Genomic DNA, 13,072 nt, shown 5'->3' on the forward strand with positions numbered 1-13,072 from the left:
GGTGCTTGCAGGCATCCTGTGGTTCCCGGATGCCAGGTGATGTCCGGCGGCGGGGACCTGCCGGCCCATGCCGGCACAACAAACCGCCGCAGATATCCCCCGATCCACGGCCGCTGGCACGATGGCGCCAGCTACGAGCCTAACGGAAGGGGACAGCCCGGGAACGCCGCGGCCGAGTCCGTCATTCTTCGGTCCCCGGATGTTCCGTCGCCCGATAAATGACAGACTGGGACCCGGAACCGGCCCATCAGCGTTGGAGGATCACATGGCAAAATCAGACGAAGTACGTTCATCGGCAGCGGTTTACCGAAGCGGCCAGGAGATCGAGTGCTGGCTGACCGACATGGACGGCGTCCTGGTCCACGAAAACCAGCCGATCCCCGGCGCAGCAGAACTGATCCAGCGCTGGGTGGACACCTCCAAGCGCTTCCTGGTACTCACGAACAACTCCATCTTCACGCCCCGCGACCTCGCCGCGCGCCTGAAGAGCTCTGGCCTGGAAATCCCGGAGGAGAACATCTGGACCTCGGCCCTGGCCACTGCACAGTTCCTGAAAGACCAGGTCCGCGGTTCCGAATCCGGCAACCGGGCCTACACCATCGGCGAGGCGGGACTCACGACGGCGCTGCATGAGGCCGGCTTCATCCTCACCGACCAGAACCCGGACTTTGTGGTGCTTGGCGAAACGCGCACCTACTCCTTTGAGGCCATCACCATGGCCATCCGGCTGATCCTTGCCGGTGCCCGGTTCATTGCCACCAACCCGGATGCGACCGGCCCGTCGAAGGACGGCCCCATGCCCGCCACCGGAGCCATCGCGGCCCTGATCACCAAGGCCACTGGCCGGGAGCCCTATATTGTGGGCAAGCCGAACCCCATGATGTTCCGCTCGGCCATGAACCAGATCGATGCCCACTCCGAGACCACCGCCATGATCGGCGACCGGATGGATACTGACATCATCGCCGGCATGGAAGCGGGACTGCACACGGTGCTGGTCCTCAGCGGGATCACGCACAAGGACGACATCGCGGCCTACCCCTTCCGCCCCAACCAGATCCTGAACTCGGTGGCTGACCTCAAGAGCCAGATCTAGCGCAGGATCGGGCGCGGGCCGCGGACCGGGGCGCAGGCAGCAGGCTCAGTAGACGGTCATCCTGGGTCCGCCGGAAGGCAACGGGAAAATCTCGTCCTGCAGGTCCTGCAGGATGGGCCGGTAGACGAACGGGTTCCACTGCGGGCTGGCGTGCGCCGGCAGGGCGTCATCGGTCCGGCGGTCGTTGGACACCATGTTGGCTTCAAACGTCTGCGCCCACGACTCCCGGGCGGTCCGGTAGTTCACGGTGCCGTCGCGGGGGTTGCCGATGAAGGCCATCCGTGTGCCGCCCAGCTTGCCGGCGAACCGGGTGGCGTCAAAGTGATAGATGTAGGCGGACTCGGACTGGATCAGGACGCTGGACGGGGCGATCGGGGACAACTGCTCCATGCTCTGGTCAACCACCTGGCGCCAGGACCGTTCGTCCTTGTGCGCGATGCGCTCGCCGAGCTCGTACCCCCCGCGCAGCACGGTGGGAACCCGGAACCCTCCCTCGTAAAGCACCACCACGCCTTCGAACCAGCTCTGGTCCAGGACATCGAACTTGCTGTAGGGGCTGGAGTCCAGCAGGATGAATTCCACTTCCACGCCATGGAGTTCGCGCAGGCGGGCGGCCACCTGGGTTGCCACCATGCCGCCGAAGCTGTGGCCGTAGAAATAGAGACTGGTCAGCTGCTTCGCCCGGACGTGTTCAATCACCGAAATCACGATCTGGTCGATATCCAGCCCCTCGTTGGAATAGCCGACGGCGGCCAGCTGGCCGCGCTGGTTCAGGGCACCGCGCAGGGAGTTGAGAATCCACTGCGCCTCCTCCCAGCTGGTCTTGTAGCCGGGAAACAGGATCCAGCTGGCGTTCGGGTAGTAGCTCTCCGCGAAGTCGTCGCTGAGGGTCAGGATCTTATTGGTGCGGCGCTCCTGCTGGACGTGCCGGGTGAAGAACATGTCGGTGGCCAGCAGGGAGGCCGCGCCGGCCCCGATCAGGAAATTGCGCCGGGAAAATCTCTTGAGCTCGGCGGCATGCTTGAGGAGGCGGCCCTCGGCTGATCCGGGGCCGCCCTCAGGCTGTGGTGGCTCCTGGACCTGCGGCACACCTCTACCGTAGCCACAGCCGAAGCCGGATATGAAACCCGCGAAACCTGCTAGATCACGGGCTCGGCCGGAACTGCCGGCAGGGCGTCCGTGGAATCCGCCCGGGTGGCCTTGGCACTCTCCCGCCGGGTAAGTTCCCTCCCGATCGCGTCGTACTGCCCCAGCAGTTCTGAGCCGGCGATCGCGGCGGGATCGTCCAGCAGTCCGAAGACGCAGTCGCTGGCCGCGAGGAGTTCGTCGTCGGAGTACTGGGCCAGGGGTCCGCATCCCGAAGGGTCGATGGAGGCCGCGAATTCCCCGGTGATTTCCACGGTCTTCACGCCCGCTTCACCGTCAGCGGCCGGGGCGACCGGCCGCGGCATAAATTCGAGCGAAACGCCGGATCCAGCCGAAATGCCGGCGTCGGCGGCGCCGCCGTCGATCGCGTTGAGGTCGTTGCGCAGCCCCACCAGGGCGGGCGACTCCACGAATGCGGCCCGGGAGAGATCCACGCGGATGTGGGCGGTGATGCCCATGCGGCGGATACGGCGGATGACGTGCACCAAGGCGGGTCGGGAATCCTGGTTGAGGCTGCCCCGGATGTCGATCCGAACAACATCGGCGGCGACGTCCAGCTTAACGAGGGCATGAAGTTTGCGGTCCATAGGTACTCCAAAAAAGGGTGTCTATGGCCGACGGCTCAACCTTGGACAGCGTATCCTCCGGGGGGGCGGCGCCACAAGCCTGCGAGTTGACTCATAAAAAACCTCCGCATGGCCGGAGACGTTGCCTCATGGGAAAAGGTCCGGTGAGTCTGGCCGCGGACATCCTTGAGGGATGGGATTGACGATGGGTGAGCGCAAGGCTGTCACGAAGCACCTGGCCGAGTCCTACCGGGCCGGCGACCGGGCCAGGAAGGGGCGGATCCTGGATGAGCTGGTCGAGCTGACCGGCTGGCACCGGGATCATGCCCGGGCGGTGTTACGGCATGCGCTCGATCCGCCGCGGCCACGGCCTGTCAGGCCGGGTCGTGCACCGGTTTATGGGGCTGATCTGCAGGACGGACTCGTGCTGTGCTGGGCGGTGCTGCGGGCCCCGGCGGGCAAGCTGCTGGCTCCGATGCTGCCGGATCTCGTGCCGATGCTGCGGGCCGAGAAGGCCCTGGACATCACCGACGGGCAGGCAGCGCTGCTCGCCCGCATGAGCGCCGCGACCATCGACCGTCGGCTGACGGGCCAGCGGGCGAAGCTCCTGCCGCATGGCCGCTCCCATACCAAGCCCGGATCGCTGCTGAAGTCCCAGATCCCGGTTCGCACCTGGGCCCAGTGGGACGACGCGGCGCCGGGTTTCGTGGAGATCGATCTGGTCGGCCACGACGGGTCCAACAGTTCCGGCCAGTTCTGCTTCACACTCACGGTCACGGATATCGCGACCGGCTGGACCGTGAACCGGTCCGTGCCGAACAAGGCTCAGAAGCACGTCTTTGCGGCCCTGCAGCACGTCCTGGCGGTCTTCCCGTTTCCCGTCATCGGCATCGACTCGGATAACGGCAGTGAGTTCATCAACAACGAGCTCTTCGAGTTCTGCATCCAGCACCGCATCACCTTCACCCGGTCCCGTCCGGGCAACAAGAACGACGGCGCCTACGTGGAGCAGAAGAACTGGTCCCGGGTACGTGAGCTGGTCGGCTACCTTCGCTATGACACCGCTGCGGAGCTGGAGCTGCTCAACGAGATCTGGGAGCTGGACCGCATCTTCACCAACTACCTGCTGCCCCAGCAAAAACTCATCGCCAAGGTCCGCCACGGAGCCAAAGTGAGCAAAACCCATGACCGGGCCGCGACCCCGCACCGTCGCGCCGCAGCCGACCCGGCCCTCGCACGGATGCCCGTGATCCGAATGAACGCCTGCTACAAGAAGATCCGACCGGCCGCCCTCTCACGACAGATTCTTGCCCTCACCGGCCGGCTCGAAACCATCGCCACCGCCAAACAGCCCGCACCCGCCAAACCCGCCGTAAACACGCAGTGGAACCAGTACGGCAGCCGGAGGTTTTCATCTGAGGCAACGAATCAACGTTCCCGGAGGCATTGACGTGAGGCAACAGGGCCTGCGGTTTGCCCACTGTTTACCCGATATACCGTTATCCGGCCTGGCTTCGGCCTTCCCGGCGGTTCCGGCTTCGGCCTTCAGCGCGGTCCTGGCCGCGGTCCTGGCCCTGCCCCGGCTCCTCGAAGTGCGTCCGGGTGCCCGCCCCGCCAACCGAATCCACCAGCGACTTGGCGATGTCACGCAGCTTGACGTTGCTGTTGCTGGACGCGTCGGTCAGGATCTGCACGGCCGCCTCCTGGCTGCAGCGGTTCTGCGCCATCACGATGCCTATGGCAATGTCGATGGTGGTCCGGGATTCCAGAGTTGCGCGCAGGTTGGTGGCACTGTCCGTGTGCAACGAAAACCTGACGGCCAGGCGGAGCGCCTGGGAAATCTCCCGGGTGTACTCCCTGGCGCGGGCCGCCGCTTTGTCGTCAAACTTGCGCGGGACATCCGAGTAGAGGTTCAGCGCTGCCTTGGCTTCCCCCTGCAGGCTGAAGGGAAGCGACAGCACCGAACGCAACCCGTGGGAAGCGACAGCGTTGGCGTAGTCGGGACCCCAGCGGTCCTCTTCGAAGAGGTCCGGGACATGGACCTCCCGTTCCTCCTGCGCGGCGGTCAGGCAGGGTCCCTGCGACAGCCTGTACTGGATCTCGTCCACCTCGCGCGCCGAATCGCTGCTCCAGCCGATGGTGGCGGCCTTGCGGTCCCGGAGCAGGGTGATGCCGCAGAGTGCGTCGTCGCCGTCGCCCGCCATCTGGTGCGCGGAAAAGCGCGCCAGTTCGTTGAGGAAGTCCTCGAAATCGGCGCTCTCCAGAATGAGGTTCTGGATCTGGTCGACGGTGGTGGGGGCTGGGTTCAACGGAGGCATGGCGCGTTCTCTCCAGGAGCGTGACTTGAATTTGAGCTACACAAATTGTAGGGTCACGCCTCGCAGCCAGCCAAGCGGAATGAGCTTCAGGCTGAATCGTGCCCGCCGGCAGCGGCGGCGGGCACCTGCCAGCTAGCTCAGGCCGAGCTCGTCCTTGCCGAAGGCGAACAAATACGGAACGCCGGTTTCGGCTTCGATCTTTTCCTTGGCGCCGGTGTCACGGTCCACGATGACGGCGACGGCCACAACGTTGCCGCCGGCCTTGCGGACACCCTCGACGGCGGTGAGTGCGGAACCGCCGGTGGTGGACGTGTCCTCTAGCACCAGTACCTTGCGGCCCTCCACCGAGGGACCTTCCACCTGGCGGCCCATGCCGTAGGACTTCTGCGCCTTCCGGACAACGAAGGCGTCCACCGTCCGGCCGGCGTCCCCGGCGGCGTGCATCACGGCGGTGCCCACGGGGTCGGCACCCATGGTGAGTCCGCCGGCGCACTCAAAGTCGATGCCGGCGTCGTCAATCAGAGAGAGCATGACCTGGCCCACCAGCTTGGATGCCTCGTGGTGCAACGTAATGCGGCGGAGGTCGATGTAGTAGTCGGCCTCGGCTCCGCTGGACAGGATCACTTTGCCGCGCACCACGGCGAGTTCCTTGATGAGTTCAAGCAGGCGGGCACGGGCGGCAGCAGCGTCAAGCAGAGCAGTCATGGGGTCCAGTTTAGTGGCTCCGCAGTTTGTGACGTCGTCCCTGCCGCCGCAGGGGAACGGGCGGGAGAACGGACCGGGAAAGGCCACGGGACTTTCTACTCTATGCATGCTCCCCGGCGAGGAGTCCGATTGAATCATGACGGCCGGAACCGCTCCATCCACCCGCTGGCCCGCAATCCCCAAGGACATCCGCGGCCTGGCCATCCGTCCGAACATGGTGGACTACGATGCGAGCCGCGCCTCGTTTTCCTGGGATGAGGCGCGGCGCCAACTGTCCGGAATGCCCGGCGGCGGCGTCAACATTGCCTACGAGGCCGTGGACCGTCACGCCGCCGGCGAACGGGCAGGCCACGAAGCCCTGCGTTTCATCCGCGCCGACGGCAGCGCCCGTTCCTTGACGTACGCAGAGCTGGCGGAACAAACAGGACGGTTTGCCGGCGTCCTGCACGGGCTGGGCATCGGCCGTGGGGAACGGGTCTTTTCGCTCATGGGCCGCAGCCCGGAGCTGTATGTCGCCGTACTGGGAACGCTCAAGAATGCCAGCGTGTTCTGCCCCCTGTTTTCCGCCTTCGGCCCGGAGCCCGTCCGTCAGCGCCTTCACTTGGGGTCCGGCCGCGCCCTGGTCACCACACGGGCGCTGTACCGGCGGAAGGTTGCCCCGATGCGGGACCAGCTGCCGGAACTGGAGCACGTGCTCCTGATCGATGCCGAGGGCAAACCGGACCCTGGAACGCTGGATCTGGCCGAGCTGATGCGTGACACCCGTCCGCGGGACACCGCCTCGACCCGAGCCGAAGAAATGGCCCTGCTGCACTTCACCAGCGGCACCACCGGCACGCCCAAAGGGGCCATCCATGTGCACGACGCCGTCACCGCGCACCGCGCCACCGGCTTCTTTGCCCTGGACCTGCATCCGGAGGACGTCTACTGGTGCACGGCGGATCCCGGCTGGGTCACCGGTACCTCCTACGGCGTGATTGCTCCCCTTACGCACGGCGTGACCACCATTGTGGACGAGGAGGAGATGGACGCGGACAGGTGGTACCGGATCCTCGCCGAGCAGCGCGTCACCGTCTGGTACACGGCCCCCACCGCCCTGCGCATGCTGATGAAGGCCGGGGCCGGCCACGCCGCAGGCCACGACCTGTCCGCCCTGCGGTTTGTGGCCAGCGTGGGCGAGCCGCTCAACCCGGAAGTGGTGGTGTGGGGCCAGGAGGCCTTCGGCCAGCCCGTCCATGACAACTGGTGGCAGACCGAAACCGGCGGCATCATGATCTCGAACTACCCCGCCATGGAGATCCGTCCGGGCTCCATGGGCCGGCCCCTGCCCGGCGTCGAGGCCGCGATTGTGGCCCGGGACCAGGACGGCAAGCCGGTGGTCCGGGCCGGCGAGGCCGTGCTGCTCACCGATCCGGATGCAGTGGGCGAACTGGCGCTCCGGCCGGGCTGGCCGTCCATGTTCCGCGGCTACCTCCATGAAGACGAACGGTACCGGCGCTGTTTCGCCGGCGGCTGGTACCTCACCGGAGACCTGGCCAGGCAGGACGCCGACGGGTACTTCTGGTTCGTCGGCCGGGGCGACGACGTCATCAAGTCCTCCGGGCACCTGATCGGCCCGTTCGAGGTGGAGAGTTCGCTGATGGAGCACGAAGCCGTGGCCGAGGCCGGGGTGATCGGCGTGCCCGATCCCGTTGCCGGCGAAGTGGTCAAGGCCTTCGTGGAACTCCGTACCGGATGGCAGCCCTCGGAGGCGCTGAAGTTGGACATCATCGGCTTTGCCCGCAAACGGCTGGGCGCCGCGGTGGCCCCCCGGCTCCTGGACTTCACCGACGTGCTGCCCAAGACCCGGAGCGGCAAGATCCTCCGGCGGCTCTTGAAGGCCCGCGAACTCGGCCTCCCCGAGGGCGACACCTCAACCATCGAGTCACCTCCCGGCCGCTACCCCGGAGCGACGGCATGACCGGCACATCAGCCCGGGGAACGGCAAGCGGGGACTCCGACCATACGCGGCACCTGCTCCATCAGATGCTGCGGGTACGGCGGCTCGAGGAGCAGTGCGTGGAGCTCTACAGCGCAGCCAAGATCCGCGGATTCCTGCACGTCTACATCGGTGAGGAAGCAGTGGCCGCCGGAGTAATGGCCACCCTGCATCCGGACGACGCCGTGGTGGCAACGTACCGCGAACACGGCCACGCACTGTTGCGCGGCGTGCCGGCGGGTGCCATCCTGGCCGAAATGTACGGTTACGTGGAGGGCTGCTGCCGGGGCCGCGGGGGCTCCATGCACCTGTTCGACGCCGCCACCCGCTTCTACGGCGGCAACGCGATCGTGGCGGGCGGGCTGCCGCTGGCCGTGGGCCTGGCCCTTGCGGACAAGATGTCCGGGCGCTCCCGGGTGACCGCCTGTTTCTTCGGCGAAGGCGCCGTGGCCGAGGGCGAATTCCATGAAAGCCTGAACCTCGCCGCGCTCTGGCAACTGCCTGTCCTGTTCTGCTGCGAGAACAACCTGTACGCCATGGGCACCGCGCTGGCCCGCTCCGAATCGCAGACCGACATCGCCCTCAAGGCGGCCGGCTACGAGATCGCCTCGTGGTCCGCGGACGGGATGGATGTGCTCGCCGTCGAAGAAACTGCCCGGCGCGCGGTGGATGCCGTCCGGGCAGGCGGCGGGCCGCATTTCCTCGAGCTCCGGACCTATCGATTCAGGGCCCACTCCATGTTCGATCCAGAACGGTACCGGGACAAGGCGGAGGTCTCCCGCTGGATGGAGCGCGATCCGATCGACAAGCTCCGGAACGCCTTGGAAGCCGCCGGGCAGCTGACCGACAAGGACTGGAAATCCATCCAGCAGGACGTGGAGGCCGAAGTGAAGGCGGCCGTGGAGTTTGCTGAGGCCGGCACGCTGGAGCCGGTGGAAGACCTGACGCGCTTCGTCTACAGCGAGCGGGGCCCGCAATGAAGACCACCTACCGGGAGGCCATGCGGGCAGCCATCCGGGATGCCCTGCAGCGTGACGATCGGGTGTTCCTGATGGGGGAGGATGTTGGCGCGTACGGCGGCTGCTTCGCCGTGAGCCTTGGCCTGTTCGAGGAGTTCGGTCCGGAACGGATCAGGGACACCCCGCTGTCCGAATCCGGCTTCGTAGGCGCAGGGATCGGAGCGGCCCTGGGCGGGATGCGGCCCATTGTGGAGATCATGACGGTCAATTTCAGCCTGCTGGCACTGGACCAGCTGGTGAACAACGCGGCCACCCTGCTGCACATGTCCGGCGGCCAGTTCAACGTGCCGCTGGTCATCCGGATGACCACGGGCGCCGGCCGTCAGCTCGGCGCCCAGCACTCGCACAGCCTCGAGGGGTGGTACGCGCACATCCCTGGCCTGCGGATCCTGACCCCTGCAACCCTCGAAGATGCCCGCGGAATGCTGTGGACGGCGCTGGAAGACCCTGATCCGGTACTCATCTTCGAGCACGGCACCCTGTACAACGTGGCCGGGGAACTCGCGGACGACGCCGGCCCCGTGGACATCAGCACGGCAGCGGTCCGCCGTCCCGGCAAGGACATCTCGATCATCACCTACGGCGGAACGCTGCCGGCAGTGCTCGACGCCGCCACCCGGCTCGCGGGCGACGGAATCGACGCCGAGGTGCTGGATTTGCGCGTGCTGCGCCCGCTCGACGACGCCGCCATCCTGGGCAGCGTGGCCAAGACCCACCGTGCCGTCGTGGTGGATGAAGGCTGGCGGAGCGGCAGCATCTCCGCGGAACTGAGCGCACGGATCACCGAAAATGCCTTCTTCGACCTGGACGCCCCCGTGGGCCGCGTCTGCAGCGCCGAAGTTCCGCTACCGTACGCCAAACACCTGGAACTGGCGGCGCTGCCCACAGCGGAACGCATCGTCGCTGCAGCCCGCGAGGCGGTAGGCGCCCGTGGGTGAATTCAGGATGCCGTCCCTGGGCGCGGACATGGAACACGGCAAGATGGTGGAGTGGCTGGTCAAGCCCGGCGACTTCGTGCACCGGGGCGACGTGGTGGCCGTGGTGGACACGGACAAGACCGTAATGGACGTGGAGACCTTCGAAGAGGGCGTGGTGGCTGAGCTCCTGGTGGACGTCGGCACCACCGTTCCGATCGGCACTCCGCTGGCCCGGATCACCCAGACCCCCGACGACGCAGGTCACGCGGGCCCGGCGGCGCCGCAGCAGACGAAACCGGCTCCGGAAACGGCCGGGGCAGCAGGCAAGGTAGCGGCACCGGTTCCTCCCCCGGTCCGGCACCTCGCCCACCAGCTCGGGGTGGATACGTCGGGGATCCGCGGCACCGGCAAGCATGGCGCCGTCACCCGCGCCGACGTCGAACGCGCCGCGGCGGAACAGCCCGGGCCGGCCACGGAGACAAAAGTGCCCCAGGCAGCTCCGCCTGCAGGCCGGGTCCGGTCCTCGCCGCGGGCCCGGCGCCTCGCGGACCAGCTCGGCATCGACATCGGCACCGTGCCCGGCACGGGACCCGACGGCGCCGTCACGGAGGGTGACATCCAGCGTGCCGTGAGCGGAGCGCCCGTTCCCACGGAAGAGTCGCTGCCGGCACCGGAGGTAGAGCGCGCGGAGGGAGCGCTGCCCGCCGGGGAGGCTCCGCCGTCGGAAGCGGAGGACCGCCTGTCCAGCCTCCGGCGGGCCGTCGGGGCACTGATGACCCGGTCCAAGAAGACCATCCCGCACTACTACCTCAGCACCACGCTGGACCTGCGCGCCGCCATCGCCTGGATGCTGCTGGCCAACCAGCAGCGGCCGGTGGCCTCGCGGCTGGTTGCATCGGCCCTGTTGTTGAAAGCCACGGCACTGGCCGCCCGCGAAGTTCCGGAAGTCAACGGCTTCTTCACCGACGGAGTGTTCCGGCCGAGCAGCTCGGTGCACCTCGGCGTCGCCGTGGCATTGCGGCACGGCGGCCTCGTCGCACCCGCCATCCACGACGCCGACACCCTGGCCGTTGACGTGCTGATGCAGAAGCTGAGGGATCTTGTCAGCCGGGCCCGTGCCGGCCGGCTGCAGCGCTCCGAAATGGCTGATCCAACCATTACTGTCACGAATCTGGGCGACCTCGGGGTGGAGGCCGTTTTCGGCGTCATCTATCCGCCGCAGGTGGCCATGGTGGGGCTGGGGAAGGTGATGGAGCAGCCCTGGGCACACGAGGGCTTGCTGGGTGTCCGTTCCGCTGTTACTGCCACCCTGTCCGCCGACCACCGGGTCAGCGACGGACTCCGGGGCGCCCGCTTCCTGGCCCGCATCGACGAACTGCTGCAACAACCGGAGGAGCTATGAACGAGCAGGACGCGCGGCGGGCCGTGCACTCGGCCATCGGGCAGGTTGCACCGGACGTGGACCTTGCCGGCCTCGATGAAGAATCCCGGCTGCGGCAGGACCTGGAACTGGATTCGCTGGATTTCCTGAGGCTTGTGGAGACCATCGACGAAACCACCGGTGTGGACATCCCTGAACGCGACTACAGCGCCGTGGCCACGGTGAAGGGCCTGATCGACTACCTCGCCTCCCGCGGCTGAGCGCGACGGGCAAATCCGGGCGCATGCTCGGGCAGGGGTCCGAAGGCAACGAGCCGCGGCATGAGGCGCCTGACCACGGGGGCATGCCGGACAAAAAACAGCAGTACGGGCGGAACCCCTGTCCGCCGTCCGGCGAACAACGGAACGAACACGGCCCGGTGCATGACGCGCTGCACGGCCTGGATAACAACCGTGGGCATCTGGCGCCGCCGTTGCACCACAGCGAGGTCCTTCACGGATACCTGGCCCCGGAGCAGGGCCGGAGCCAGCCGCGCCGCCGCCGCCACGGCATCCTGGATGGCCAGGTTGATGCCCACGCCGCCGGCAGGCGACATGGCATGGGCGGCATCGCCGATGCACAGCAGTCCGTCCACATACCAGCGCTTCAACCGGTCCAGCCGGACATCCAGCCAGTGAAGATCATCAACGGATCGGATCGAGTCCACCCGGTCCGCCAGGTCCGGGCGAAGGGCGGCGACGCGTTCCCTGAACCGTTCCACTCCCTCGGAACGGATCCGCGCATCTGTGCCCTTGGGGCCGAGGTACCCCATTTGGTAGTAGTCGTCCCGGAACAGCGCGATCATGGCTTCACGGCCTCGGAAGGCCGGAACGATGCCCGCCACGGCGCCTTTTTCCGAAGCATGGCGCGGGAGCTTGAACCACCAGGTGTCAAAGGGCACGGGATATTCCTTTGACTGCAGGCCCGCGGCCCGGCGCAGCACGGAATGCCGCCCGTCCGTGGCCACCACGAGGTCAGCGTGGAGCGCCCCTTCCCTGCCTGCGCCGTCGCCGACCCCGCGCGTCCGGTAGCGGACGCCGGTGACGCGACCGCCGTCGAACATCAACGAGGTGGCTTCATGCTCCATCAGGAGCGTGAACGTGGGTTCGCGCGCGGCCTCGGTGGCGAGGAAGTTCAGGAAGTCCCATTGCGGCATCATGGCGATGTAGTTGTAGGGAGGCTTCAAGGACGCGAAGTCACCCAGGGTGACCAGCCCGACGCCGGGGACGGGAAACGCCACGTTGTTCAGCCGGCTCTGCGGAAGATCGCGGAAGCCGTCACCCAGGCCCAGTTCATCAATCAGCCGGATGGTGGAAGCATGCACTGTGTCGCCGCGGAAGTCGCGCAGGAAGTCGCCGTGCTTTTCGAGGACCGTGACTTCCACCCCGGCCCGGGCCAGCAGCAGCCCCAGCATCATGCCCGCCGGCCCTCCGCCTACAACAGCGCACCCCGTTCGCTCCATGCCTTTAAGCTACGCCTACGGGCATGCGGGAGCACAGAGCGCGAACGGACACTTAAGCCCCGCATTGCAGGGCCACAAGTGTCCGTTCGCGCTGTTGCCCGGTTAGAGCCGGGTGTCGAAGGAATCGCAGAAGACGTTGTCGTTGAACGTTCCCTGGAATTCAGACCTCCCCATGATCTTTTCGATGGTCGCCCGAATGGCCTCGGGCGACCCTGCGTGGGCGTGGGTCGGCGCGGTCAGGCTTTTGAGCGTTTGCGGACTATTTGCGGACTACAAGCCCGTTGTTTCCCGTCCCGTTTCTGCGGCGTGTGTTCAGCGCCGTCGTAGCAGCCGGCCCCGCGCACGCATTCTCCGCTCCCCGTAGACGGTTCATGTGGGGCATGAGAAAGGCCGGTGGCAGCGGCGAGTGTCGTGCGAACTAACGGTCACGAATGTTCGCATGCGG

At 66.9% G+C, this 13,072-nt stretch carries 12 protein-coding genes; 7 read left to right on the forward strand and 5 right to left on the reverse strand.

The annotated features are described in order from the left end of the window. The first annotated feature begins 265 nt into the window (after positions 1-265). On the forward strand, positions 266-1,096 hold the full coding sequence (locus RW112_RS06745) for an HAD-IIA family hydrolase (protein WP_305943405.1): 831 nt from the start codon (positions 266-268) through the stop codon (positions 1,094-1,096). A gap of 45 nt (positions 1,097-1,141) precedes the next feature. On the opposite strand, the gene RW112_RS06750 is transcribed toward RW112_RS06745, so the two are convergent. Continuing rightward, complete coding sequence (locus RW112_RS06750) at positions 1,142-2,185, reverse strand: thioesterase domain-containing protein (RefSeq protein WP_317781026.1); 1,044 nt, start codon at positions 2,183-2,185, stop codon at positions 1,142-1,144. A gap of 50 nt (positions 2,186-2,235) precedes the next feature. After that, entirely contained in the window at positions 2,236-2,829 is a 594-nt protein-coding gene (locus RW112_RS06755) for a hypothetical protein (protein ID WP_317781027.1), read from the reverse strand. Positions 2,830-3,013: 184 nt separating this feature from the next. Between RW112_RS06755 and RW112_RS06760 the strand changes: the two genes are divergently transcribed. Further along, entirely contained in the window at positions 3,014-4,258 is a 1,245-nt protein-coding gene (locus tag RW112_RS06760) for a transposase family protein (RefSeq protein ID WP_317781028.1), read from the forward strand. A 49-nt stretch (positions 4,259-4,307) separates the two neighbouring features. On the opposite strand, the gene RW112_RS06765 is transcribed toward RW112_RS06760, so the two are convergent. Both RW112_RS06765 and pyrE read right to left on the reverse strand, forming a co-directional pair. Further along, a complete protein-coding gene (locus tag RW112_RS06765; protein ID WP_305943402.1) occupies positions 4,308-5,126 on the reverse strand; it encodes a GAF and ANTAR domain-containing protein in 819 nt (272 codons plus the stop codon). Positions 5,127-5,258: 132 nt separating this feature from the next. Beyond that, the gene (pyrE, locus tag RW112_RS06770) at positions 5,259-5,831 is read right to left on the reverse strand and encodes an orotate phosphoribosyltransferase (protein WP_305943401.1); all 573 of its coding nucleotides are present in this window, start codon (positions 5,829-5,831) and stop codon (positions 5,259-5,261) included. A gap of 136 nt (positions 5,832-5,967) precedes the next feature. On the opposite strand from pyrE, the gene acsA reads away from it, so the two are divergent. From acsA to RW112_RS06795, 5 genes are read left to right on the forward strand one after another with little or no spacing between them, the layout of a single operon-like run. Continuing rightward, positions 5,968-7,791: an acetate--CoA ligase gene (gene acsA / locus RW112_RS06775; protein WP_317781029.1), complete on the forward strand. Its 1,824-nt coding sequence runs from the start codon at positions 5,968-5,970 to the stop codon at positions 7,789-7,791. Then, the gene (pdhA, locus tag RW112_RS06780; protein WP_317781030.1) at positions 7,788-8,789 is read left to right on the forward strand and encodes a pyruvate dehydrogenase (acetyl-transferring) E1 component subunit alpha; all 1,002 of its coding nucleotides are present in this window, start codon (positions 7,788-7,790) and stop codon (positions 8,787-8,789) included. The genes acsA and pdhA overlap by 4 nt, the downstream gene beginning before the upstream one ends. Then, positions 8,786-9,766 carry an alpha-ketoacid dehydrogenase subunit beta gene (locus RW112_RS06785; RefSeq protein WP_305943398.1) on the forward strand — a complete coding sequence of 327 codons (981 nt, stop codon included), beginning with the start codon at positions 8,786-8,788 and terminating at the stop codon, positions 9,764-9,766. Before pdhA ends, RW112_RS06785 begins: the two co-directional genes overlap by 4 nt. Beyond that, positions 9,759-11,147 (forward strand): 2-oxo acid dehydrogenase subunit E2, encoded by a 1,389-nt coding sequence (locus tag RW112_RS06790; RefSeq protein ID WP_317781031.1) that lies wholly within the window; start codon positions 9,759-9,761, stop codon positions 11,145-11,147. The genes RW112_RS06785 and RW112_RS06790 overlap by 8 nt, the downstream gene beginning before the upstream one ends. Then, positions 11,144-11,386, forward strand: coding sequence for an acyl carrier protein (locus tag RW112_RS06795; protein ID WP_305943396.1), 243 nt, complete (start codon positions 11,144-11,146; stop codon positions 11,384-11,386). The genes RW112_RS06790 and RW112_RS06795 overlap by 4 nt, the downstream gene beginning before the upstream one ends. On the opposite strand, the gene RW112_RS06800 is transcribed toward RW112_RS06795, so the two are convergent. Beyond that, a complete protein-coding gene (locus RW112_RS06800; protein WP_305943395.1) occupies positions 11,365-12,627 on the reverse strand; it encodes an FAD-dependent oxidoreductase in 1,263 nt (420 codons plus the stop codon). The two genes, RW112_RS06795 and RW112_RS06800, sit on opposite strands and share 22 nt — an antisense overlap. Between the last annotated feature and the right edge of the window lie 445 nt (positions 12,628-13,072).

Origin of the sequence: Arthrobacter sp. B10-11, assembly GCF_033142195.1 — a bacterium.
Taxonomy (GTDB): domain Bacteria; phylum Actinomycetota; class Actinomycetes; order Actinomycetales; family Micrococcaceae; genus Arthrobacter; species Arthrobacter oryzae_C.